25 protein-coding genes and 5 tRNA genes are annotated in these 24,064 nt (G+C 58.4%); 27 read left to right on the top strand and 3 right to left on the bottom strand.

Annotated features, from left to right (window positions below):
• Positions 1-20 precede the first annotated feature (20 nt).
• From hisH to GPK89_RS03155, 18 genes are all read left to right on the top strand, one after another.
• Positions 21-638, top strand: coding sequence for an imidazole glycerol phosphate synthase subunit HisH (gene hisH, locus GPK89_RS03235; RefSeq protein ID WP_215691552.1), 618 nt, complete (start codon positions 21-23; stop codon positions 636-638).
• A gap of 15 nt (positions 639-653) precedes the next feature.
• Positions 654-1,373, top strand: coding sequence for a 1-(5-phosphoribosyl)-5-[(5-phosphoribosylamino)methylideneamino]imidazole-4-carboxamide isomerase (hisA, locus tag GPK89_RS03230; protein ID WP_215691551.1), 720 nt, complete (start codon positions 654-656; stop codon positions 1,371-1,373).
• Positions 1,374-1,377: 4 nt separating this feature from the next.
• A complete protein-coding gene (gene hisF / locus GPK89_RS03225; RefSeq protein ID WP_215691550.1) occupies positions 1,378-2,136 on the top strand; it encodes an imidazole glycerol phosphate synthase subunit HisF in 759 nt (252 codons plus the stop codon).
• 201 nt (positions 2,137-2,337) lie between these two features.
• Positions 2,338-2,994, top strand: coding sequence for a bifunctional phosphoribosyl-AMP cyclohydrolase/phosphoribosyl-ATP diphosphatase HisIE (hisIE, locus tag GPK89_RS03220; protein WP_215691549.1), 657 nt, complete (start codon positions 2,338-2,340; stop codon positions 2,992-2,994).
• Positions 2,995-2,997: 3 nt separating this feature from the next.
• On the top strand, positions 2,998-3,825 hold the full coding sequence (locus tag GPK89_RS03215) for a PHP domain-containing protein (protein WP_215691548.1): 828 nt from the start codon (positions 2,998-3,000) through the stop codon (positions 3,823-3,825).
• Positions 3,826-3,944: 119 nt separating this feature from the next.
• On the top strand, positions 3,945-4,067 hold the full coding sequence (locus GPK89_RS16490; protein WP_275951420.1) for a hypothetical protein: 123 nt from the start codon (positions 3,945-3,947) through the stop codon (positions 4,065-4,067).
• 77 nt (positions 4,068-4,144) lie between these two features.
• Positions 4,145-4,235 (top strand) — tRNA-Ser (locus GPK89_RS03210).
• 42 nt (positions 4,236-4,277) lie between these two features.
• A tRNA-Ser gene (locus GPK89_RS03205) sits at positions 4,278-4,368 on the top strand.
• Positions 4,369-4,563: 195 nt separating this feature from the next.
• Positions 4,564-5,220 (top strand): L-serine ammonia-lyase, iron-sulfur-dependent subunit beta, encoded by a 657-nt coding sequence (sdaAB, locus tag GPK89_RS03200; RefSeq protein WP_215691547.1) that lies wholly within the window; start codon positions 4,564-4,566, stop codon positions 5,218-5,220.
• A gap of 13 nt (positions 5,221-5,233) precedes the next feature.
• Positions 5,234-6,124 carry an L-serine ammonia-lyase, iron-sulfur-dependent, subunit alpha gene (sdaAA, locus tag GPK89_RS03195; RefSeq protein WP_215691546.1) on the top strand — a complete coding sequence of 297 codons (891 nt, stop codon included), beginning with the start codon at positions 5,234-5,236 and terminating at the stop codon, positions 6,122-6,124.
• A 30-nt stretch (positions 6,125-6,154) separates the two neighbouring features.
• Positions 6,155-6,340, top strand: coding sequence for a hypothetical protein (locus GPK89_RS03190; protein ID WP_346344823.1), 186 nt, complete (start codon positions 6,155-6,157; stop codon positions 6,338-6,340).
• Positions 6,341-6,441: 101 nt separating this feature from the next.
• Positions 6,442-7,845: a Sapep family Mn(2+)-dependent dipeptidase gene (locus tag GPK89_RS03185; protein ID WP_215691545.1), complete on the top strand. Its 1,404-nt coding sequence runs from the start codon at positions 6,442-6,444 to the stop codon at positions 7,843-7,845.
• A 237-nt stretch (positions 7,846-8,082) separates the two neighbouring features.
• Positions 8,083-9,444 (top strand): RnfABCDGE type electron transport complex subunit C, encoded by a 1,362-nt coding sequence (locus tag GPK89_RS03180; RefSeq protein ID WP_215691544.1) that lies wholly within the window; start codon positions 8,083-8,085, stop codon positions 9,442-9,444.
• Positions 9,445-9,447: 3 nt separating this feature from the next.
• Complete coding sequence (locus tag GPK89_RS03175) at positions 9,448-10,404, top strand: RnfABCDGE type electron transport complex subunit D (RefSeq protein ID WP_215691543.1); 957 nt, start codon at positions 9,448-9,450, stop codon at positions 10,402-10,404.
• Positions 10,404-10,979, top strand: coding sequence for an FMN-binding protein (locus tag GPK89_RS03170; protein WP_215691542.1), 576 nt, complete (start codon positions 10,404-10,406; stop codon positions 10,977-10,979). The genes GPK89_RS03175 and GPK89_RS03170 overlap by 1 nt, the downstream gene beginning before the upstream one ends.
• Before the next feature lie 2 nt (positions 10,980-10,981).
• Positions 10,982-11,674 carry an electron transport complex subunit RsxE gene (rsxE, locus tag GPK89_RS03165; protein ID WP_215691541.1) on the top strand — a complete coding sequence of 231 codons (693 nt, stop codon included), beginning with the start codon at positions 10,982-10,984 and terminating at the stop codon, positions 11,672-11,674.
• Complete coding sequence (locus GPK89_RS03160; RefSeq protein ID WP_215691581.1) at positions 11,674-12,315, top strand: electron transport complex protein RnfA; 642 nt, start codon at positions 11,674-11,676, stop codon at positions 12,313-12,315. Before rsxE ends, GPK89_RS03160 begins: the two co-directional genes overlap by 1 nt.
• A gap of 18 nt (positions 12,316-12,333) precedes the next feature.
• A complete protein-coding gene (locus tag GPK89_RS03155; RefSeq protein WP_215691540.1) occupies positions 12,334-13,182 on the top strand; it encodes an RnfABCDGE type electron transport complex subunit B in 849 nt (282 codons plus the stop codon).
• 85 nt (positions 13,183-13,267) lie between these two features.
• Here GPK89_RS03155 and GPK89_RS03150 read toward each other — a convergent pair whose 3' ends face one another.
• Complete coding sequence (locus tag GPK89_RS03150) at positions 13,268-14,419, bottom strand: FprA family A-type flavoprotein (protein ID WP_215691539.1); 1,152 nt, start codon at positions 14,417-14,419, stop codon at positions 13,268-13,270.
• 204 nt (positions 14,420-14,623) lie between these two features.
• On the opposite strand from GPK89_RS03150, the gene GPK89_RS03145 reads away from it, so the two are divergent.
• From GPK89_RS03145 to GPK89_RS03130, 4 genes are all read left to right on the top strand, one after another.
• Positions 14,624-14,697, top strand: a tRNA-Val gene (locus GPK89_RS03145).
• A gap of 74 nt (positions 14,698-14,771) precedes the next feature.
• Entirely contained in the window at positions 14,772-15,728 is a 957-nt protein-coding gene (locus GPK89_RS03140; RefSeq protein WP_215691538.1) for a ketopantoate reductase family protein, read from the top strand.
• Between the two features lie 417 nt (positions 15,729-16,145).
• Positions 16,146-17,117 carry a Gfo/Idh/MocA family protein gene (locus GPK89_RS03135; protein ID WP_215691537.1) on the top strand — a complete coding sequence of 324 codons (972 nt, stop codon included), beginning with the start codon at positions 16,146-16,148 and terminating at the stop codon, positions 17,115-17,117.
• A gap of 3 nt (positions 17,118-17,120) precedes the next feature.
• A complete protein-coding gene (locus tag GPK89_RS03130; protein ID WP_215691536.1) occupies positions 17,121-18,053 on the top strand; it encodes a GTP-binding protein in 933 nt (310 codons plus the stop codon).
• 108 nt (positions 18,054-18,161) lie between these two features.
• Here the strand turns inward: GPK89_RS03130 and GPK89_RS03125 are convergent, their stop codons facing one another.
• Entirely contained in the window at positions 18,162-20,114 is a 1,953-nt protein-coding gene (locus GPK89_RS03125; protein WP_215691535.1) for a replication initiation protein, read from the bottom strand.
• A gap of 504 nt (positions 20,115-20,618) precedes the next feature.
• Positions 20,619-21,368 carry a hypothetical protein gene (locus GPK89_RS03120; protein WP_215691534.1) on the bottom strand — a complete coding sequence of 250 codons (750 nt, stop codon included), beginning with the start codon at positions 21,366-21,368 and terminating at the stop codon, positions 20,619-20,621.
• A 65-nt stretch (positions 21,369-21,433) separates the two neighbouring features.
• On the opposite strand from GPK89_RS03120, the gene GPK89_RS03115 reads away from it, so the two are divergent.
• From GPK89_RS03115 to GPK89_RS03095, 5 genes are all read left to right on the top strand, one after another.
• On the top strand, positions 21,434-22,162 hold the full coding sequence (locus GPK89_RS03115) for a MerR family transcriptional regulator (protein WP_215691533.1): 729 nt from the start codon (positions 21,434-21,436) through the stop codon (positions 22,160-22,162).
• 78 nt (positions 22,163-22,240) lie between these two features.
• On the top strand, positions 22,241-22,717 hold the full coding sequence (locus GPK89_RS03110) for a pyridoxamine 5'-phosphate oxidase family protein (protein ID WP_215691532.1): 477 nt from the start codon (positions 22,241-22,243) through the stop codon (positions 22,715-22,717).
• A gap of 9 nt (positions 22,718-22,726) precedes the next feature.
• The gene (locus GPK89_RS03105) at positions 22,727-23,581 is read left to right on the top strand and encodes a YitT family protein (protein WP_215691531.1); all 855 of its coding nucleotides are present in this window, start codon (positions 22,727-22,729) and stop codon (positions 23,579-23,581) included.
• Between the two features lie 249 nt (positions 23,582-23,830).
• Positions 23,831-23,904 (top strand) — tRNA-Gln (locus tag GPK89_RS03100).
• Positions 23,905-23,939: 35 nt separating this feature from the next.
• Positions 23,940-24,012: transfer RNA gene (locus GPK89_RS03095), tRNA-Pro, on the top strand.
• Positions 24,013-24,064: the final 52 nt, after the last annotated feature.

Raw genomic sequence — 24,064 nt, 5'->3', positions numbered from 1 at the left:
TTTAGGGGAGGGAATTTCACATGATTGCTATTGTTGACTACGGCGTAGGCAACCTGTTCAGCCTGTCGTCCAGTGTCAAAAGCCTGGGCGCAGAGATCCGCGTGACCCGCGATGCCGACGATTTGCGGGCGGCGGATCACATTCTGCTGCCCGGCGTCGGGGCGTTTGCCGACGCTATGGCCAAGCTCGAGGCCACCGGCCTTGTGCCTGTTCTGCGCGAAGAAACACAGAAAAAGCCGCTGCTGGGCATCTGCCTGGGTATGCAGCTGCTGTTTGAAAAAAGCTATGAATACGGCGAGCACGCGGGCCTCGGCCTTATCCCCGGCGCAGTCTGCCCCCTGGCAGACGATCTGGCCGCCCCCAATCTGAAAGTACCACACATCGGCTGGAACGCGCTGGACATCGTACCCGGTCGGGAAAACGACCCACTTTTTAAGTACATCAAAAACGGCGAGTACGTTTACTACGTACACAGCTACTACGCCAAAAACTGCGCTGCATCAACGCTTGCCATCAGCGAGTACAGCATCCCGGTCACCGGCGCGGTGCGGCGAGGGCTGGTGTACGGCACCCAGTTCCACCCGGAAAAATCCGGCGGCACCGGCCTGCGGCTGTTAAAGGCCTTTGCCGAACTGTAAAGGGGAGGGAATACCATGAAATTATACCCCGCTATTGACCTGCGCGGCGGCCAGGCCGTGCGGCTGTACCAGGGCGATTACGACCAGATGACCGTCTACAACGCCGACCCAGTGGCCCAGGCGCAGCAATTTATCGACGCAGGTGCGAAGTATCTGCACGTCGTTGACCTGGATGGTGCCAAGGATGACACCACCGCGAATATGCAGACCATCGCCGCCATTGCAAAACTCGGCGGCCTGAAAATCGAGGTCGGCGGCGGCATCCGCGACGAGGCGCGCATTCGTCAATATCTCGATTTGGGCGTTGACCGCTGCATTCTTGGCACGGTCGCCGTGAAAAATTTTGCCTTTACCCAAGAAATGGCGCAGAAATACGGCGCACAGATTGCCGTCGGCGTGGACATGAAGGACGGTTTTGTGGCCGTCAACGGCTGGAAGGAAGTCACCCCCGAGCCGGGCGTGGCGTTCTGCCGCCGCTGTGCCGAAGCGGGCGTCAAGGCCATCATCGCCACGGATATTTCCCGGGATGGCACGATGCAGGGCACCAACATGGCGCTGTACCGCGAACTTCTGACCATCCCCGGGCTGGAGATCACCGCCAGCGGCGGCATCGCCGCCATGGCCGAACTGGCCGAATTGCAGGCCATGCACTGCCACGCGGCCATCCTGGGCAAGTCCATCTACACCGGGGCCATCGATCTGGCCAAGGCTGTGCGGCTGTACGAGGGGGAGTGAACGCATGATTACCAAACGCATTATTCCTTGTCTGGACGTCAAAAATGGGCGTGTTGTCAAGGGTGTGAATTTTGAGGGCCTGCAGGACATGGCCGACCCGGTCGAAATGGCGCGGTACTATAACGCATCCGGCGCCGACGAGCTGGTCTTCTACGATATCACCGCCAGCGTCGAGGGGCGCGGACTCTTCACCGATATTCTGCGCCAGGTCGCCAGCCAAATTTTCATCCCGCTGACCGTCGGCGGCGGCATCAACACGCTGGACGACTTTGACCGCGTGCTGAAATGCGGCGCGGACAAGGTCAGCGTCAACTCGGGCGCCATCCGCAATCCCGGTATCATCCCGGCTGCGGCGCAGAAATACGGCAACCAGTGCGTGGTGCTCTCCGCCGATATCAAACGTGTGGACGGCAAATTTATGTTGTTTGCCAAGGGCGGGCGCGAGAACACCGGCATCGATGCGCTTAGCTGGCTCGAGCAGGGCGTCAAAAACGGCGCGGGAGAGCTGGTCGTCAACTCCATCGACACCGACGGCGTCAAGAATGGCTTTGATTTGGAGCTGCTGGACGCCGTGGCTGCCCGCTGTGCCGTGCCCATCATTGCCTCCGGCGGCGCGGGCAAAAAAGAGGATTTCCTTGAATTGTTCCGCAATCACCCTGCCGTGGACGCCGGGCTGGCCGCGTCGATTTTCCACACGAAGCAGGTGGAAATCAACAATTTGAAGAAATATCTGCGCACGAACGGCGTAGAGATGCGAGTGTGATTCCCCCTTCGCCATGCAGCCACCCGGTAGGGGCCGCACATGTGCGGCCCGCAACATTCCCAAAAGCGTCCTCTTGCGGAAAAGCCGCGGGCCGGGCATGCCCGGCCCCTACTGCGTAACTATAGCAAACCTACACTTTACCTCTTGCCAAAACCCACAAAAAGAGGTACACTAAACTATATTACATTAGGAGTGTCCGACATGGAAATTACCGAAAATTCCAAGACCCTCAAATTTGACGCAAACGGCCTGATTCCCGCCATCGTGCAGGATCATTACACCAAAGAGGTCCTGACCCTCGCGTACATGAACGCCGAGACGCTGGCCCTGACCATTGCCGAGGGCCGCACCGTGTTCTGGTCCCGCAGCCGCCAGGAAATCTGGCGTAAGGGCGATACTTCCGGAAATGTGCAGCGGGTCGTCTCCATCACCGCCGACTGCGACAAGGATGCCCTCGTCATCGACGTTGTAAAGTCTGGCCCCGCCTGCCACACCGGCGCGGAGAGCTGCTTCTTCAACCCGGTCTACGTCTCCGACGAGCTGAAACAGTTCACCTGGCAGGGCCTGTATGAGCTGATCGAGGGCCGCAAGACCAACCCCAAGGAGGGCAGCTACACCACGTATCTGTTCGACAAGGGCTTGGAGAAGATTCTCAAAAAAGTCGGCGAGGAATCCACCGAAGTCATCATTGCGGGCGCAAAGCGCGACAAAGAAGAGACCATCTACGAAATCAGCGACCTGGCCTACCACGTCATGGTGCTGATGATCGAGCTGGGCATTTCTGTTGAGGACATCACCAAAGAGCTCGAAAAACGACACGTTATCGACCACAAGGTCAAGCAGGAAAGGATGCAGTAAACTATGGCTGGCGAATACCTGAAAAGCTCTGTACACGTTCATTCCAAATTGTGCGACGGCAAAAACACCCCCGAGGAGATCGCAGTCACCGCATGGCGCACCGGGCTGCAGACGCTGGGCTTCAGCGGCCACAGCCACACCCCCCACGACCTGGAATACTGCATGACCCAGAGCCGCACCGCCCTGTACAAGGCGCAGGTCGCCAAGCTGAAAGAGCGCTATGCCGGTAAGCTGGACATTCTGTGCGGCCTGGAATGGGACCTGTACAGCGATGACGACCCGACCCAGTACGACTACTGGATCGGCAGCGCCCACTATGTCAAAGGCCCCAAGACCGGCAAATATTATGAAATCGACTGGCGCGAGGAGGATCTGCGCGCCTGCATCGACGACGATTTCGACGGTGACGCGCTCGCCGTGGTCGAGGCATACTTTGCCAATGTGGCCAAGGTCGCCGAGAAGAAGCCGACGATTTTGGGCCATTTTGACCTGATTAAAAAGATCAACGGCGACGGCAAGTTCTTTGACGAGAACGACCCGCGCTACACCGCTGCTGCCAACGCCGCCCTGATGACCGCCGCCCGCAACCGCTGCGTACTGGAGGTCAACACCTCCGCAGCGTACCGCGGCTTCCGCAAGGATTATTTCCCCTCCGACGCCATCCTGAAGGATTGGCTCATTCTGTCCGGCAACGTGGTCATCACCGCCGACGCCCACGACGCCAAGGCGCTGACCTACGGCTTTGAGGAAGCCGCCGCCAAGCTGAAAGAGCTGGGCTACACCAAGGTGCAGGTACTGGGTAAGGACGGCTTCATCCCCTGCGCACTGTAAAATATTTTTTAAAATTTCCCGCCGCAGTGTAACACTGCGGCGGCTTTTGCGTTTCTATGCGTGAGCGACCTCTGAACTAGATATTTTGAAACCAACCGAATTTCAAAAGAGTTTTTACCATGAAACGTATTGCCGCTTTGACTTTGACCGCCGTTCTCTGCTTTGGCGCACTGACCGCCTGCTCTGCCGCCAAGGATACCACGCCGTGCGCACCGCGCCGGAAAATGCGGAATAAAATTTAAAAAAGTTTGCACGGAAGGGTTGACAACCCCTCCGCTTTTTTGTATAATAATACCTGCATTCTGGCGGCAGCCACTGTGGAGAGGTGTCCGAGTGGTTTATGGAACTGGTCTTGAAAACCAGCGATTCGCGCGAGCGGACCATGGGTTCGAATCCCATCCTCTCCGCCATTTTGTAATAACAAGTGAATATTTTATATCACTTTGACTTGTGGAGTAATACTCAAGAGGTCGAAGAGGCGCCCCTGCTAAGGGCGTAGGGTGGGAAACCGCCGCGAGAGTTCAAATCTCTCTTACTCCGCCAACAAAAGCCATGATGAATCGTAAGATTTATCATGGCTTTTGGTTTTTTATGGCGTTTTTACCCACATCTGCACTTTCCATTCTTTGTACCGATCCACAAAATTTCTTGGATTCTTTTGTGCTTTCTGCCAAGTCTTGCATTGTCTGCGGGAATCCGTTATACTTTTGGTATCCCATTGAAAAAGAGGTGCCCACGATGCGGTTATTTGATGTGCTGGGCCCGGTCATGACCGGGCCGTCCAGCAGCCATACGGCGGGCGCGGTGCGCATTGGCAGCACGGCGCGGCGTCTGCTGGGCGAGCAGCCCGCCGACGCAGAGATTTTGCTCTACGGCAGCTTTGCCGCCACCGGGCGCGGCCACGGTACCGACAAAGCGCTGGTGGCGGGCCTTTTGGGGATGCAGCCCGACGACGACCGCATCCCGCGCAGCTTCGCCATCGCCAAAGAGACCGGACTGCACTTCAAAATTGGCACGATCAACCTGCGCGGGGCGCATCCCAACACAGCCGTGCTGCGGCTGACCGGTGTGTCGGGCCGCAAGCTGGAAGTCGTGGGCGCTTCCATCGGCGGCGGGCGCATCAACATCTGCCAAATTGACGGCATCACGACGAATTTTGGCGGTGACCACAACACGCTCATCGTCCACAACCAGGACACACCCGGCCATGTGGCGGCCGTCACCGGCTGCCTGAGCGGCCACGGCGTCAACATTGCCACGATGCAGCTCTACCGCTCGGCGGCGGGCGGCTACGCCGTCATGGTGCTGGAATGCGACGAGCCGATTCCGGACGCCGTCCACGCCGAGCTTGCCTGCCTGCCGGGCATCGTCAAAGTCACCATCCTAAATCTGTAAGGGGGCGGGAAAGATGGCATTTTCTTCAGTTCGCGACATGGTCGAGCTCTGCAAGGAGAGCGGCAAGCCGCTGTACGAGGTCATTCTGGAAAGCGACCTGGCCGAGAGCGGTCTGACCCGCGCCGAGAGCGAGGCCGAGATGCACCGCCTGTGGGCGGTCATGCGCAGCACCAGCGATGGCTACTGCGGGGCCGACCGCTCGATGAGCGGCTTTGCGGGCGGCGATGCGGCCAAAGTCAGCGCAGCGGCGGCCCAAGGGGCGCTGTATGCCGACGGCTTTTTTGCCGATGTGATGTCCGAAGCGCTGAAAACCGCCGAGTGCAACGCCTGCATGAAGCGCATCGTAGCGGCCCCCACGGCGGGCAGCTGCGGCGTTTTGCCTGCGGTTTTGCTGCCGTTATGGCGGCGCGGGCTGGCAGATGAGGACGCCGTACATCACGCTTTGTATGTGGCCGCTGGGTTCGGGCAGGTTGTGGCCGCGCGGGCCACGCTGGCCGGAGCCGAAGGCGGCTGCCAAGCCGAGGTGGGTGCCGCCAGCGGCATGGCGGCGGCGGCTCTCGTGGACATCAAGGGCGGCACAGCCGAGCAGTGCGCCGAGGCCTTTGCCATGGCGCTTACGAATTTAGAGGGCCTTGTCTGTGACCCGGTGGCCGGGCTGGTGGAGATTCCCTGCATCAAGCGCAACGTTATCGGCGCAATGAACGCGGTATCCGCCGCCGATATGGCGCTGGCGGGCGTCGTGGGGCACATCCCCGCCGACGAGGTCATTGACGCGATGGCCGAGGTCGGCAACGCCATGAGCAAAGATTTGCGCGAGACCGGCATTGGCGGTCTCGCAGGCACCCCCACAGGCCGTGCGATCTGTGAGATCGTGACGATGAACAGCGGGGAAGAGAAAGATTGACGGCAAACTCCGGCGAGGCTGCGCGGCGGGGTGAGGGTACCTCGCCCTACGCCAAACGCCATCACAAACCACAGGGCGGCATGGCCCCATGCCGCCGACGACAACCCGATGATGCTTATGAGTATTGCCCTGCGGCCGCTCTGCACACCACCATTCCCGCTGGAACGCATTGAGGAAATGACCGCGCTGATGGGCGGAGAAGGAAGGATGCGGTGAATGTTTGCGGGGCGGCAAATACCATCATCCCGATCCAACTTTCTGTTTACAAATTCCGCCAATGTGGTATACTGGAAGAAAAAACTCAGGAGGAAACTCTTATGAACGTGAACGATCCGCGCTGGGCGTCGATTGACGCCTTTGTGGAAGGCAACCGCGACAACATCCTGCGTGATATCACCCGCCTGGTGGCAGTCCCCAGTGTCGAGGGCACGCCCGAGCCGGGCGCACCATTCGGCCCCGGCCCCAAGGCCGCGCTGGCCAAGGCGCTGGAAATCGCCGATGAACTGGGCCTGGACACCTTCAACGCCGACAGCTACATCGGCTGGGCCGAGACCGGCAAGATCGCCGACGGTCAGAAGTTCCTTGCCACCATCACCCACACCGATGTTGTGCCCGAGGGCAATGGCTGGGACGCTGACCCCTACACCGTCCGCGTGCGGGATGGCTGGTTGTTGGGCCGCGGCGTGGCCGACGATAAAGGCCCCAGCATCCTGTGCCTGTATGCGCTGAAATACCTGAAAGACTGCGGTGCAGCGCTGAAATACCCGGTGCGTGCGCTGCTGGGTGCCAACGAAGAGACGAATATGCACGATGTAGACTACTACGCCGAGCATTACCCGATGCCCGCATTCTGCTTCACCCCCGACGCCGAGTTCCCGGTCTGCAACGGCGAAAAGGGCGGCTTTAACGGCGAGATCGTCAGCCCCAAGTTTGAGAAGGGCATCATCACCGCCTTTGAGGGCGGCGTGGCCCACAACGCCGTGCCTGACCACGCATCCTGCACCGTGCAGGTGGGCGCTGGCGCGCTGATCCAGACCGAAGGCGTGACCTTTGAGGCAGGGGAGGGTGGTTCCACCGTCATCCGCGGCTGGGGCAAGAGCGGCCACGCTGCCATGCCCGAGGGCACCGTCAACGCCATCAGCCTGATCGTGGACTGCCTGCTCAAGAGCGGCGTCTGCACCCCGCAGGAGGAAGCCTACCTGCAGGTGCTGCACACCCTGCACGCCGCCACCGATGGCAGCGCCCTGGGCATTGCCGCAGACGACGGCCTGTTTGACCCGCTGACCATCATCGGCGGCACGATTGAGATGCAGGACGGCATCCTCCGCCAGAGCTTCGACTGCCGCTATCCCACCAACACCGACCCCGAAAAGATGACCGCCGCCATGGAGAAAGTCTGCGGCACAGCGGCAAAAATCGAGAATGTGACGAGCCGTGTGCCGTTCTACATCGACGCGGACAGCCCGGCCATCCAAACGCTCATCAACACCTACAACGATGTGACCGGCGAGGGCAAGACCCCCTTCACGATGGGCGGCGGCACCTACGCGCGCCACTTCCCGTATGCAGTCAGCTTCGGCCCCGAGCACACCGACATCGTCATCCCGGATTTTGCCGGCCCGATGCACGGTGCCAACGAGGGCACGCCGTTTGAAAAGCTGATCGAGGCGCTGAAGATTTATATTCTGGCGCTGCTGCGGCTGCAGGAGATTGATCTGTAAATAAGAAATGGGCACTTGTTTCGACAGGTGTCCATTTTCTTTATTGGATTGTTAATTTTTATACACCTTTCTTATCCTGCATCGATTGCGAAAATTGTTGCAAATCTTGCGGGTTCGGGACAAAATGGCCTGTTTACCCCATTTGATTGCTTGACTTGAACCCCAAAGATGATACAATTAAAGTGTATTGTTATCCGCCTGTGCAGGGGAGCAAACCTGACCTGCCGGACGAGAAAAATGAGAGAAACGGGGGAAATCAGATTGTTCAAGTCCCTAAAGCGCTCTGCCAAGGGTGCTGCTGTGCCGCACACGAAGGCGACAGCCGGGCAGCCGACCAACAAGATGCCGGTGCCTGAGCACGTTGTCATTCCCATGTCCATGCACATCGGCGCGCCCGCAGAGCCGGTCGTCAAAAAAGGCGACACCGTCATGGTAGGCACCATGATCGGCAAGGCCGGCGGCTTTGTGTCCGCCAACATCTATTCCAGCGTGTCCGGCACCGTGCAGGATGTCGCCCCGCTGCGTATGGCCAACGGCAGCATGGCTACCGCAGTCGCCATCAAGACCGATGGTGCACAGACCGTTGACCCGGCCTGCGTGCCGCCGGTCGTCACCGACAAGGCAAGCCTGATGGCAGCTGTCCAGGCCTGCGGTCTGGTGGGCGTCGGCGGCGCGGGCTTCCCGACCCACGTCAAGCTGGCGGCCAACACCATCGACACGCTGCTCATCAACGCGGCCGAGTGTGAGCCGTACCTGACCACCGACTGCCGCGAGATGATGGAGTGCAGCGACACGATCATCTCCGGCATCACCGCTGTCATGAAGTACTGCGAGATCCCGCACTGCATCATCGGCATTGAGCGCAACAAGCCCGAGTGTATCGACCTGCTCACCTCGCTGACCCGCGAGATGAAGGGCGTCGAGGTCAAGGGCCTGCCCATGCGCTACCCGCAGGGCGCCGAGAAAACGCTCGTCGAGACCTGCACCGGCCGCGAAGTGCCGCAGGTCGGCCCTTCCGGCAAGCCGGGCCTGCCCGCGGATGCCGGCTGCGTCATCATGAACGTGACCTCTGTGTCCACGCTGGGCAAGTTCCTCAAGACCGGCATTCCTCTGGTGTCGAAGCGCGTCACCGTCGAGGGCGATGCCATCGCCAAGCCCCAGAACATCGAGGTGCCCATCGGCACGCTGTACCGCGACGTGATCGAAGCCTGCGGCGGCATCAAAGAGGGTGTCGAGCTGGGCAAGATCATTTTCGGCGGCCCGATGATGGGTGCCGCCGCCCCCAGCGCAGATTTCCCGGTGCTCAAGCAGAACAACGGCCTGCTGCTGTTCAGCAAGCAGGCTGCCGCCCTGCCTGAGCCTTCGGCCTGCATCCGCTGCGGCCGCTGCATCGAAGCCTGCCCCATGGGCCTGGAGCCTGTGGTCATTGCGCAGGACTTTGCCAACAAGGACTTCTCTGCGCTGAAAGCACGCTGCGTCGATCTGTGCGTAGCCTGCGGCAGCTGCACCTACGCCTGCCCGGCCAAGCGCCCCGTCAGCCAGACGATGGGCCTTGCCAAGGGCTGGTACATGGCCGAGCTGCGGAAAGGAGGCAAATAACCCATGGAAGATCGTCTGATCGTTACCGCCTCGCCGCATATCCGCGAAGCATCCACCACCCGCGGGCTGATGGGCAATGTTGTCATTGCGCTGCTGCCCGCTGTGCTGGCTGCCGGGCTGATCTTCGGCGTGCAGGCCATTGTGCTGGTCGCTGTGACCACGCTGGCCTGTGTGGCGTTTGAATACCTGTATGAAATGCTGCTGAAAAAGCCGAACACGGTGGGGGACCTGTCCGCCGTTGTCACCGGCATCATCCTGGCGCTGAATATGCCTGTCGGTATGCCGCTGTGGATTGCCGTGGTCGGTGCGTTTGTGGCTATCGTCATCACGAAGCAGCTGTTCGGCGGCCTGGGTTACAACTTTGCCAACCCCGCCCTCGTAGGCCGTATCGTGCTGTTCCTGGGCTTCACCTCCCGCATGACCGCTTACGTCTACCCCGACATGGCCGTGGACGCGCTGGCCTCCGCCACGCCGCTAGCCGTGGCGGACAAGACGAGCCTGTCCCTGCTGGATATGTTCCTGGGTCTGCACGGCGGCATGATGGGTGAGGTCTGCGTACTGGCAATTCTGCTTGGCTTTGCCTATCTCGTTGCCACTAAGACCATCCAGGCTACGATCCCTGTCACCATCGTGGCGACCGTGTTCGTGCTGACGGCCCTCAACACCGGCAGCCCCTACACTGCCCTCATCGAGTGTATGTCCGGCGGTTTGCTGTTCGGCTCTGTCTTTATGGCGACCGACTACGTCACCAGCCCCTTCACCACCAAAGGCAAGCTGTTCTACGGCGTGTTCATCGGCCTTATCACCTTCCTCATCCGCCACTTCGGCTCAATGAATGAGGGCATGAGCTACGCCATCCTGCTGGGCAACCTGATGACCCCCTGGTTCAACGCCTGGGGCCACCAGACGCCGCTGGGCTACAAAAAGCCCAAAAAGGCCAAGAAAGGCGGTGCTGAATAATGGCTGAAAAGCAGAATACCGAGAAGCAGAGCGCCTTCAAGGAGCTTGTGCTGCCTGTCATCGTGCTGGTCGTCATCTGCCTGGTCTGCAGCGCCCTGCTGGCCGTGCTGAACGACATCACCGCACCGATCATTGAAGAAAACACCCAGGCCGAGACCCTGGCCGCCTATGTCTCCGTTCTGCCCGAGGGCACGACCACCGACAGCATGACTGCCATCGACGGCCTGACCACCGCCAATGTGCAGGGTGCCGTCAAGACCGCCAACGGCGATGTGGCCGTCAAGGCTGCGGCCTCCGGCTACTCCGGCAAGGACGTCACCGTCTATGTCGCCTTCAGCGCCGACGGCACTGTCTCCGGCATTTCCATCGATGGCTCCACCCAGACCACCGGCATCGGCTCCAAGGTTTCTGGCGACTCCTTTGCCTCCGGCTTCATCGGCTGGAATGGGGGAGAGGTCAGCAGCGGCAGCCCTGTGGACAGCATTGCCGGTGCGACCTACTCCAGCAATGGCGCGTTCAACGCCATCAATGCAGCCATCGACTGCTACAATAACGAGATCAAGGGGGTGCAGTAAGGATGAACGAAAAACCGAGCAAGTGGAAAGTTTTTACGGCCGGTATCATCCGTGAAAACCCTGTTCTGCGCCTGGTGCTGGGCTGCTGCTCGGCACTGGCTGTCACCACCACCGTTTCCGGTGCGTTGGGCATGGGCCTGGCCATGACGTTTGTTCTGGTCTGCTCCAACATCGTTATCTCGGCACTGCGCAAGGTCATCCCGGCCAAGGTGCACCTGCCGTGCTACATCGTCATCATCGCAACATTTGTTACCGTCGTACAGATGGTTTTGCAGGCATTCGTGCCCGACCTGTACAAGACGCTGGGCGTCTACCTGGCGCTGATTGTCGTCAACTGTATCATCCTCGGCCGCGCCGAGATGTTCGCCTGCAAAAACACCGTCGTGGACTCTGCGCTGGACGGCCTGGGCATGGGCATCGGCTACATCCTGACCATGGTGCTGATGTCCTCCATCCGCGAGATCATCGGCAGCGGCACCTGGATGGGCATTACCCTCATCCCCGAGAGCGTGGACCGCATGACCGTCATGAACTCTGCGCCGGGCGGCTTCTTCGTCTTTGGCTGCCTGATGGCCGGCTGCGTCTGGCTGGAGCGCAAGCTGAACAAGCCCATCGAGCGCAAGAGCTGCGGCGACGTGATGCTGGAAAAGATCGACGCCGCTAAAGATGAGCAGAAGGAGGGTGCCGCAAAATGATGAGTACACATATCGCAACGTTTGCCACCATCTTCTTCAGCATGATTCTGGTAAATAACTACGTTCTGGTGCAGTTTTTGGGCATCTGCCCGTTCCTCGGCGTTTCCAAAAAGCTGGATTCCTCCGCAGGCATGGGCGCTGCCGTTATCGTCGTCATGGTCATTGCCACGGCCGTGACCTTCCCGTTGCAGATCTTCCTGCTGGATGCCTATAACTTGGGCTATCTGCAGACCATCATCTTCATCCTCGTCATTGCCGTCCTCGTGCAGTTGATCGAGATCACGCTGAAAAAGTACGTCCCCGCGCTGTATCAGAGCCTGGGCGTCTATCTGCCGTTGATCACCACCAACTGCTGCGTGCTGGGCGTCACCATCCTGGCCGTGCAGGACTACTCCGCTATCGTGGCCGAGTACGGCTTCGGCCTGGCTTACGCCGAGGCGCTTGTCTGCGCCGCCGGTGCGGGTGTCGGCTTCCTGGTCGCCATGCTGCTGTTCTGCGGCGTGCGTTCCCGCGTCGAGGCTGCCAACCCGCCGGAGAGCTTCAAGGGCCTGCCCATCACGCTGGTTTCCGCCGCTATCACCTCCATGAGCTTCATGGGCTTTGGTGGCCTGGTCGAAAACATCATCAACGCGATATTCTAAGAAAGGGGAATGGAGAGAATGAACCCGATCGTATTTGCTATCGTTGTCGTGGTGGTGCTGGGCCTGGCCGGCGGCGTGATCCTTGTGCTGGCTTCCAAATTCATGGCTGTGTATGAGGACCCGCGCATCGCGCAGATCACCGAATGTCTGGCAGGCGCCAACTGCGGCGGCTGCGGCTATGCCGGCTGTGCAGACTACGCCAAGGCCATCGTTGAGAACGGTGCCCCCACCTTCAAGTGCGCACCGGGCGGCGATAAGGCTGCCGACGCCATCAACACCATCATGGGCAATGCCACCGATGACCGCCCCAGCCTGCGCGCCACCGTTATTTGTGCGGGCGGCGAGAACTGCGGCAAGCGGTTTGATTACCAGGGCATCCAGACCTGCGCCGCCGCGGCTTCCATCGCGGGCGGCCCCAGCGCTTGTGCCTATGGCTGCCTGGGCCTGGGCGACTGCACCCGCGCCTGCAAGTTTGACGCCATCCACGTTATCAACGGCGTGGCCGTCGTTGACCGCAAAAAGTGTACCGGCTGCACGGCCTGCACTGTGGTCTGCCCGCGCCACGTCATCCAGATGAAGCCTATTGCCCCGCAGCCTGCGGTCAAGTGCTCCAACAAGGACAAGGGCGCACTGGTCAACAAGACCTGCAAGGTCGGCTGCATTGCCTGCGGCCTGTGCGTGCGCAACTGCCCGAATCAGGCCATCTTCCTGAAGGATAATGTCGCTGTCATCGACTACACCAAGTGCAACGGCTGCGGCACCTGCGTTTCCAAGTGCCCGAAGAAGGCCATCCAGTGGGTCGAGGGTGTCCCGCGCTCCATCGACGCCCCCGTGCCCGAGCATGAGGTGCTCAAGACCCGCGTGTAATTCGCGGTAAGACCACGCAAAAAAACAAGCCCGCCCCGAACCGCGAGAAAGCGGCCCGGGGCGGGCTTTGCTGTTAGGAATATTATTAGCTCAGTTCGTCGGCCAAGGCGGCGATCTGGGCCTCGCTGGCGGCATTCAGTGCGCCGCGCACGGTGACAGTGGTGGCGGCGTAGGTCAGGTTCTTGCTGCCCTCCAGCATCTTGGTCATGACCTTGGCGGCCATCGGTGCCCAGGAGCCGTTCTCAATAAACGCGACCGTGCGGTTCTGGTAGTTGCGCTCGGTCAGGTGGTGGATGAACTCCTTCATGAAGGGGAACACGTCGGCGTTGTAGGTCGGCGTAGCCAGCACCAGCTTGCTGAAGCGGAACGCCTGGGCCACAGCCTCGGCCATATCGCAGCGGGCCAGGTCCATGGCAATTGTCTCGACACCCTTTTCCCGCAGGGCCTCGGCCAGGCGGTTGGCGGCCTCGGCCGTGTGGCCGTAGATGCTGCTGTACGCCACCAGCACGCCCTCGGTCTCGGGGCGGTAGGCGCTCCAGGTGTCGTAGGCGGCCAGCACATCGGCCAGCTGCTCTTTGTGCAGCACAGGGCCGTGCAGGCTGCACACGGTCTCGATATCCAGCCCGGCGGCCTTTTTCAGCACGGCCTGCACCTGTACACCGTACTTGCCCACAATACCGATGAAGTAGCGGCGGGCTTCGGGCAGCCACGGCTCCTCAATGTCCAGTGCGCCGAATTTGCCGAAGGCATCGGCGCTGAACAGCACCTTGTCCGCATCGTCATAGGTCATGATGACCTCGGGCCAGTGGACCATCGGCGCGGTGACAAAATGCAGGGTATGGCGGCCCAGCGGCAGGGTGTCACCCTCCTTGACGACAACGCGGCGGTCGGCGTAGTCGGTGCCGAAGTAGGCCTTCATCATGTTGAAGGCCTGGGCGGAGGCAACGATTGTCGTGCCGGGGTAGGCCTGCGCGAACGCGGCCACCGAACCGGAGTGATCCGGCTCCATGTGCTGCACAACAAAGTAGTCGGGCGTGCGCTCGCCCAGCGCAGCGGCGATCTTGGTGATCCATTCGTCGGTGAAGTGGGCATCGACGGAATCCATGACGGCAACCTTGTCGTCGCAGATCAGATAGGAGTTGTAGGCCATACCGTTGGGCACGTCGTACTGGCCCTCAAACAGGTCAACAAGGTGGTCGTTGACGCCGACATATAAGATATCGTTGGTGATTTCCATAGTTGCAAACCTCCTGATAAAACCGTGTGAGTTGTTATTCTTGACACAGTATAGCACAACTTTAGGAATTTGTCTCGGTTTTTTGCAAAATTTTTGGAAAAATTTTAATAGGCGTCCAGGTCAAGATTCTGTGCAAAACATTTCAAAATTTGCGCTTGACAAATGCAGGCAAATCCTATATAATATCATTTGTCAATCGCATATGGATGATTAGCTCAGCTGGTTAGAGCGCTGCGTTCACATCGCAGAGGTCGAGGGTTCGAGTCCCCCATCCTCCACTTGGAAAACCCCATACCGTAATGGTATGGGGTTTTGTCTTTTTTGCGTTTTGGGGAGAGGAGAGGGGACATCTATGAAGATTCAAAAAGTTGCACTGCTGGGGGCCGGGGCTGTCGGCTCCTACGTGATTTGGGGGCTTTCCCGCTGCCCGGGCGTTCAGTTCGGCGTCATTGCCGAGGGCAGCCGCGCCGAGCGTCTGCGCCAGGGCTGCGCAGTCAATGGCGAAATCTTGCGTCCCGTCGTCTGGACGCCGCAGGAGGCACAGGGGGCTGATCTTCTGATCGTCGCGCTGAAATATGGGGCACTGCCCGGTGCACTGGACACCATCCGCACCGCTGTCACCGAAAGCACCACGGTCATGAGCCTGATGAACGGCGTGGACAGCGAGGAACACATCGCCGCCGCGGTTGGCGCGGAGCACCTGTTGTATTCGCTCATCAAGATTGCCTCCTGCCATGACGGCAACTGCTATCGCTTTGACCCGGAAGCCACCATCGGCATCATTTACGGTGAACTGCAAGAGCCCTGCCAGAGCGAGCGGGTGCAGGCCGTGGCAGAGCTGTTTGCCGCTGCCGGGCTGCACGCCCGCGTCACCGAGCATATCCGCGAGGAAATGTGGAGCAAGTTCCGGCTGAATGTCTGCAACAACCTCCCGCAGGCAATTTTGGGTGCCGGGGTCGGCTGCTACCAGGACAGCGTCCACATGAAGGCCATCAGCGACGGGCTGCGGGCCGAACTGGAGACGATTGCCGCCGCCAAAGGAATCGATCTGCGCCTTGTGGAGGCATCTTCCCGCCACGGCAGCGCCGTCCCGCCGACGGCCCGCTATTCGACCTTGCAGGACCTGGACGCCGGGCGGCACACCGAAATCGATATGTTCTCCGGTGCGCTGATCCGCATGGGCAAAGAGCTCGGCATCCCCACGCCCTACAACGAGTATACCTACCACATGATCAAGGCGCTGGAAGAAAAGAACGACGGGCTGTTTGATTACGACAAAGCCAACCGTAAATCTACGTGGGCCACCTGATTGGCAAGCCTCTTTCTTTGCGAATATTTGCTATAATAAATAAAAATTCTTCACAAAAATCTCTTTACCGCTAAAGGGAGGCCCCTATGTTATTCCTGCAAATCCTGTTATACTGCCCCCGCTGTTTCTTTTGATGGTAAAGTTCCTGGCGCGGGACAGCGGGCGCAACTGCCTGTATTTTTACCCACAAGGCTACCTGGATGAGGCCCAGAAGCGCGGCCTTGCCACCGTGCTGTACCTGGCGATCGCGCCGGCCCCGCCGTGTTGCTCAGCCAACTGCTGGGCTAAACAGCCCCACTGTAACCCCACCTCTCGCCGCCCGGTGTATGCCGGGCGGCTTTTTCTTTTGGGGGCCGATGGACATTTCCCCGCAACTGCGCTATACTGTTGGCAGAACCGGGAAAGGAGATTTTGTTTATGCAAAACTACCGTTGGGCCACCCTGGGCTGCGGCGTTATCGCCAATGAGCTGGCGCAGGCGCTGGCCAGCCGCGGGCAAACGCTGTATTCCGTCGCCAACCGCACCCATGCCAAAGCCGAGGCCTTCGCCGAGAAGTACGGCATTGAAAAAGTCTACGACCAGATCGACGATGTGTTCGCTGACCCGGACGTGGATATCATCTATATTTCCACTCCGCACAACACCCACATCCAGTACCTGCGCAAGGCACTGGCCGCGGGTAAGCACGTTCTGTGCGAGAAATCCATCACCCTGAACTCTGACGAGCTGGACGAGGCCATCCGCCTGGCCGAGGAGCACCATGTTGTGCTGGCCGAGGCAATGACCCTCTACCATATGCCCATCTACCGCAAATTGCAGGAAAAGCTCGACACCGGCGCGTTGGGCGAGCTGCGGCTTATCCAGATGAATTTTGGCAGTTACAAGCCCTATGATATGTCCAACCGCTTCTTCAACCGCAATCTCGCGGGCGGTGCGCTGCTGGATATCGGCGTCTACGCGCTGTCCTTCGTGCGGTGGTTCATGACCTCCGCACCGGACGAGGTCGTCTCCCAGGTGCGGTTTGCCCCCACGGGCGTGGACGAGCAGGCGAGCATCCTTTTGAAAAACAAGGAGCAGGAGATGGCGTCGGTCATTCTCTCGCTGCACGCCAAGCAGCCCAAGCGCGGCACGGTCGCCTTTGACAAGGGCTATGTCGAATTCTACGACTACCCCCGCGGGCAGGAGGCCGTCATCACCTACACCGAGGACGGCAGTAAGGAGACGCTGCGGGGCGGCAGCACCGCCGACGCCCTGCTCTACGAGGTTGAGGACATGGAGCGCGCCATTGCCGGGCAGGGCACGATGCACCTGGACTACACCCGCGACGTCATGCGCATCATGACCGACATCCGCCGCCAGTGGGGCATGACCTACCCGGAGGAGGAATAAGCGATGGTACAGGTCGATCTCATCACCGGGTTCTTGGGTTCCGGAAAGACGACTTTTTTGCGTAAATACGTGCAGTATCTTGTGGCACAGGGGCATAACGTCTGCATTCTGGAAAACGACTTCGGCGCGGTGAACGTGGACGCCATGCTTTTGCAGGACCTCATTGGGGACAACTGCGATCTGGAAACGATCAGCGGCGGCTGCGACTGCGACACCCACCAGCGCCGTATGCGCACCAAGCTCATCTCGATGGCAATGCGCGGCTTTGACCGGGTCGTCATCGAGCCCAGCGGTATTTTCGACGTGGACGAGTTCTACGACATCCTGCGGGATGAGCCCCTGGACCACTGGTACCGCTTGGGCAACGTCATTGCTATCGTAGACGCGAAGCTCGAGAGCGAGCTTTCGCCCCAGGCGGATTACCTGCTGGCGTCGGAGGCCGCCAGCGCCGGGCTGGTGGTCATGAGCCGGGTGCAGCAGGCCGGGGCAGGGGAGTGTGCCGCCGTGGTGAATCACCTGAACCATGCGCTGGAAGGCTGCCACTGCGCCCGCCGCTTTGGCGAAGACGTGCTGTGCAAAGACTGGGCCGCGCTGACCGACGCCGATTTTGCCCGCATTGACGGCTGCGGCTGGCGGCAGACGAGCTATGTCAAGCTGCATTTCGATGAGCATGAGGCATTTACTTCGCTGTATTTCCTCAAGGCGGGCCGCACGGTCGAGCAAATCAAGGCCGCCGCACAGCTGCTTTTGCACGATGCAAAGTACGGGCACATTCTGCGCATCAAGGGGTTTATTCCCGATGGCGGCGGCTGGGTCGAGCTGAACGCCGCCCGGGATACCATGACTGTGCAGAAAATCGCCCAAGGACAGGAAGTTCTCATCGTGATTGGAGAAGGTCTGGAGAAAGAGGCGATTGAGAGGGTTATTAAGGGGTAATCCATTTGCCTTCCCCCTTGGGGGACGCCTTTCCAAAACACATCCCCCGCCGGAATTTTCTGGCGGGGGATGTTGTTATTCAGCGCACATTTTCAAAAAATTCTGCGTTTATTCCTCAAATGCCTTGACCCAATCGTACTCCTTGTGGACGGCGCGCGGGTCGTTCTGGGCTTTGCGGGCCGTGTACTCGCCAATGACGGCGGCGGGCATCAGCAGCGCACGCTCCACTTCAGACTGGAACACCAGCTTGGGGTTTTTGATTTTCGGGTTCTTCATCAGGTCTTTCCAGTAGGTGTCATAGTCCATCATCACGGCCATGGCCTCATACAGCGGGGTCAGGCTCTCGTACCGGGCAATGACCTTGTTCAGTGCGTTAAGGAACTGCATGTTGGCCTTGCCTTCCATCATGCCGTCGTCCTTACCTTTGACGTTGCGGCGGCAAAAATAGGCCGTCATCTGCAAAATATCGTCGAATGCCTCCATCTGGCCGGTCGTCAGCCGGGCGGACAGAGCATCGCGGTCGATGTAGCGCAGCAACGCCGCCATGACCTGCTTTTTCGTGGCGGCATCCTCGGGCATCAGCTGGTTGACCGGCTCGGCATCGGTCTCCACAAAGTCGGTCGTCTCAACGATATCAGGCTGCTCGGGCGCGGCATCGTAGCCGCCCAGCGGCTCCGGCACGCCGGAAGTAACGTACATACGGTAATTTTCCAAATCATCCAGAATGGCCTTGGACAGATAGGGCAAGGGGGCACTCTTCGTGCGGGCCACCGGGATGACCCGGGTCGCGTAGCGGGCGGCCGCACCCTCAAACCAACGGCGCAATCCGCCGCAGTTGTCGATGACGTTGTTCACGGTCTGGAAGAAATGCGCGTTGCCGCCATCGATCATCTTGTCGTTGCCGCGCGGCGTACCGGCCATCTTGACCATCGCGCCGATCATCGTGTGTACGGCCTCCATCTCGTCCGCGGTCAGCTCGCGGTTCAGCTTGTCCAGCTCGGCTTTGACCTCCAACTCCTGGCGCAGCAGATCCGGCGTAGCACCGTAGGAATAGGGGATCGTCGTCTCAGGCACCGAGACATACTCCAGCGTCAGGATGCTCGGATCGTCGTCCAGTGAGCCGGTTTCGGCGGGGGTCAGCTTCTTCTTGCCGCGGGACTTGCTGGACATGGACTTCGTGATCTCGTTCAGCTTGTCGTCGGCCACCTGCTTGTCCACAGGCTCGATCGTGACAGCCACGGCAATGACGCGCTGGCGGTCTTTTTCGTAGACTTCGTAGTCAAAATAAATGTCGGTGTGGCCGTTGATCTCGCTCTTGGCCTTGTCCAGCACAGTGCGGCGCACGTGGGCCCAGTTGGTGGCGTTGCAGTCCACCTGCTTTTTCAGCGTCTCGATGTTCCAGACCAGCGGCTCGCCTTTTTGCTTTTTCGTAAGATAAAGGTTCTGGTAGCTCTTGCACAGCTCATAAATTTTCAGGCTGTACTGGCTCTTCATCGGCAGCGTGTAGGTGATGTTCATGGTGGTGTAGAACTCTTTTAGCTGGATCAGGTGGGGCTTTAATGCCTGGTCCAGCGTTAAGACGATCTTGCCGGTGCCCTCGTCGATGGTCGCACCGGAAAGCCAACGGAACATCGTAATCTTTTGCGTGCCTGCCAGGCGTATCCACTGCACCTTCGCGTTAGCGATCGCGTCGATGTTGTTGCGCACTTGGGCATACATCGAGCCGTTGTGCGGGTCGACGCCGCAGAGCTTCAGAAACTCATAGATGGACATTTCGTACCGGGGCAGCTCGGTATCCGACGGCTTGATCATCGCAAAAATGTGCAGCATCAATTTTTGCTGGCTCAATGTCAGGGTGGACATGGCGTTCTGGATCAGGTCATTGGATTTGCGCACAATGGTCTGGCTGCCGCGGCCGCTGTATGTGGCAACCGGAGCCTCTGCCTGGGTTTTGGCGGGGTCCTTCTTCGGCGGGCGGCCGGGGGATTTTTTCGGTCCGCGTATCGGGGCGTTGGGGTATAGCGAATCTATGGGGGAACTGGTTTTGTCTTTGGGTACCATGGCGTGACCTCATCTTCTTCAACACATTACACGTATGATAGCAGATTGTGCGTCATGTGTCAATTATTGTAATATCCGACACATTTTGACGATGCCGCTCAAAATCCCTGCTTTTTCGTTCTTGGCTTTTTACTCTCTATTTATATATATTTAGAAATAATGTGTAGCTGTGTCGAAAATTACAACAGAAATGTGCCGCGGATTCCAACTGCGGTGTGCTGTAAATAACAACTGTTTTGTGCGCAAAGCTACAATGTGCCGGGCATAACAACCCGAAAAAATTATTTTTTGGGCAAGAATCGTGCGGTGCCGATTTGGCGGATTTTGGGAACTGTGCGCTGAATAACAACCCCAGAGAAGGGATTTTTGAAATTCTGGGAACCATTCAAATTGTGCGCTCAATTCCAACACTCAGAAGTTCAAAAAAGATTTTTGCGGGAATTGTGCTGCGAATAACAACAGGGGCAGAAAAATCGGAAATTTTGCAAAAATCCCGGAAAATTCTCAAAAAATCAAATTGTGCTGTGAATAACAACACCCGGCGAAAATTCTTGAAATTGTGTCGAGACTAACAATCTGCCCGGCAAAAGCAGAATTTTTACGGAATTGTGCGCTGAATAACAACCCCAACAGAAATTTTTGCGGGAATTGTGCCGTGAATAACAACTGGAAAGGCACGCTAAGCAGTGATTTTTTGCAAAATGTGCCGTGAATAACAACACCCGTCGCTGCAAAAATGAAATTATACATACTGTAAACTGTGCGCTGAATAACAACCCCCACCCAGAAAATGTGCTGCAAATAACAACAGGGGAAAAGCCGGCAGAATTTTTGGAAATGTGCCGTACATAACAACCTTGATTTTGGCCCGGCAACAGAAATGTGCCGCCGATAACAACCCCCAAAAGCCCGTGAATTTTTCCGAATTGTGCGCTGGATAACAATAGATTTTGCAAAAATCCTGCCGCTTGCCCCGGCAAACTGTGCTGTAAATAACAATAGCATTTTTCGCAAACTGTGCGCTCGATAACAATACCAAACCCTAAAATCCTGAGCCGAACTGTGCTGCCGATAACAATACAGTGTGTAGAAAACTGTGCCGGCGATTCCAACACCCAAAATTGCACCCGGCTCCTGAATTGTGCCGCGAATAACAACCCCAGCAGAAAAATTTCCGGGTTGTAACGCTGCGCACAATTCGGATTTCCCCTTTCTAAAAATGTATGCTACAATAACGGCAGAATTTTTTTGCAATTTCCTCTTGACCCTGACGCTGCGTGATACTGTATGCTGAAACTACCGCGAAAGGAGAAAGCGCTATGATGACTGTAAAAGAGGTCAGCCGCCTGACCGGTGTGAGCGTGCGCACCCTGCAATATTACGACCAAATCGGCTTGCTGCACCCCGGCACCCGCACCGAGGCGGGCTACCGCCTCTACGATGCCACCACCCTGGAGACCTTGCAGCAGATTTTGTTGTTCCGTGAGTTGAAATTCTCGTTAAAAGAGATCGCCGTGATCCTGCAAAACCCGCACTTCGACCGGGAAAAGGCGCTGGAACAGCAAATCGAGCTGCTGACCCTGCAAAAACGGCATCTGGAAAGCCTCATCACTCTCGCGGAAAACATCCGACAAACAGGAGGAAATGCCATGGATTTTACCGCATTTGACACGAAGAAGCTCGATGAGTACGCCGCAAAGGCCAAACAGCAGTGGGGCGCAACGGCGGCCTACCAGGAGTACGAGACAAAGAACGCCCATGAGACAACACAGGCCCAGCAGGAAAACGCCCGTGCGTTGATGGCCCTGGTCGCGGCGTTCGGCCACATGCAGACGAAAGACCCGGCTGACCCGGCCGTGCAGGCACAGGTGCAGAAATTGCAGGCGTTCATCACGGAACATTACTACACCTGCACCAAAGAAATTTTGCACAGCCTGGGCCAGATGTACGGTGCGGGCGGCGAATTTACCGCGAACATCAACGCAGCGGGCGGCCCCGGCGCGGCGGAGTTCGCCCGGAAAGCCATCGAGCGATACTGCTGCGGGTGAGTTCCAAACTTGCCCATTGTATCCCGCCGCGATTTGTGCTAGTATCAATAGCAGCAGCCAATAGAGGAGGAAACCAGTATGTTCAGAACCATGCGCCGCTTTAAACAGGAGCTTACCCGGGAGGAATGCCTGGCCGTTCTGCGCAGCCAGCCCCGCGGGGTGCTGTCACTGCTGGGGGAGAATGGCTACCCCTACGGCCTGCCCATCGACTACTGGTACAATGAGACTGACGGAAAGCTCTACTTCCACGGTGCGAAGGAAGGACACAAGATTGACGCCATCCGCGCCTGCGATAAGGCGTCCTTCTGCGTACACGACGAAGGACAGTGCGTGGCAGGGGAGTGGCCGCTGCATTTTTGCAGTGTCATCGTGTTTGGGCGCATCGCCCCGGTGACGGATGCCGCCCTGACTGAAACCGCCTGCCGCCGCCTGGCCGAAAAGTTCACCGACGATGCCGCTTATATCGACGCCGAGATCGCCGCGGCCAGGGACCGGGTGCTCTGCTTGGCCCTGACGCCTGAGCATATGACCGGCAAGCGGATCAAGGAGAGTTGATAGGACACGATGAAAAAGACAATCGACACTGCGGCTCTGGTAAAAGAAGCCGCCATCCTGACCGGGGGTGTAGCCATCATTGCGGCTGCCGTGTATTTCTTCCTCGTGCCAAGCCATGCGTCGGTCAGCAGTATTTCGGGCTTGGGCATTGTGCTGGCAAACTTTGTGCCGTTGCCACTGTCCGCCATCACGATGATTTTGAACGTCGTGCTGCTCATCATCGGCTTTTTCACCTGCGGGCGGGAATTCGGTGTCAAGACCGTCTACACCAGCGTCATGCTGCCGGTGTTCATCGCCCTGTTTGAGCGGCTTTTCCCGGATATCGGCTCGCTGACCGACAGCCAGGAACTGGACGTGCTGTGCTATATCCTTGTCGTCAGCGTGGGATTGAGCATCCTGTTCAACCGCAACGCATCGTCGGGCGGGCTGGATATCGTGGCAAAGATCATGAACAAGTACCTGCATATGGAGCTTGGCCGCGCCATGTCGCTGTCCGGTATGTGCGTGGCGCTCTCGGCGGCGCTGGTCTACGACAAAAAGACCGTGGTGTTAAGCATTTTAGGCACCTATTTCAATGGCCTTGTGCTGGACCACTTTATCTTTGACCACAACATCAAGCGCCGTGTCTGCATCATCACCGAAAAAGAGGAAGCGCTGCGCCGCTTCATCCTCAGCGACCTGCACAGCGGCGCGACGGTGTATGAATCCTACGGTGCCTACAATATGCAGAAGCGGCGGGAAATCATCACCATCGTGGACAAGAACGAATACCAGAAATTGATGAACTATATGAACCAGGAGGATCCGCAGGCCTTCATCACGGTCTACACCGTGTCGGACATACGGTATCGGCCGAAAGTGTGAAACCCCATGCAAACCCAAACCGCTGCCAAACCGCAGCAGGATATGACCGCCCAGCTGGCCGAAGGGCAGATCTTCCCGCGTATCTTCCGCGAGCGGGAGACAGAAGTTTAGCGCAGGATCGCAAAATTTTTGAAGAGATAAAAAAGTTCGCAAAAAAAGGAGAGTTTTTTCAAAAAAAGCGTTGACAAATCCCACCGGGCACGCTATAATATATGAGCGTTGAGGGCAGACGCCCAAAACAAAACCCGATGGGGATTCGCATAATGGTAGTGCAGCGGACTCTGACTCCGCCCGTGGGAGTTCGATCCTCTCATCCCCAACCACACCGCAGCAGCTTAGCTGCTGCGGTTTTTCTTTCCGGGGTGTAGCGCAGTTGGTAGCGCGCTTGGTTCGGGACCAAGAGGCCGTGGGTTCAAATCCCGTCACTCCGACTGAAAACCGCCAGATATCGTTTGATGTCTGGCGGTTTTTATTTTGCATTTA

It is taken from the genome of Gemmiger formicilis, from assembly GCF_018784445.1.
GTDB lineage: Bacteria > Bacillota > Clostridia > Oscillospirales > Ruminococcaceae > Gemmiger.
Note: the sequence above shows the minus strand (reverse complement) of the source record. Positions and strands in the feature narration are given on the sequence as shown.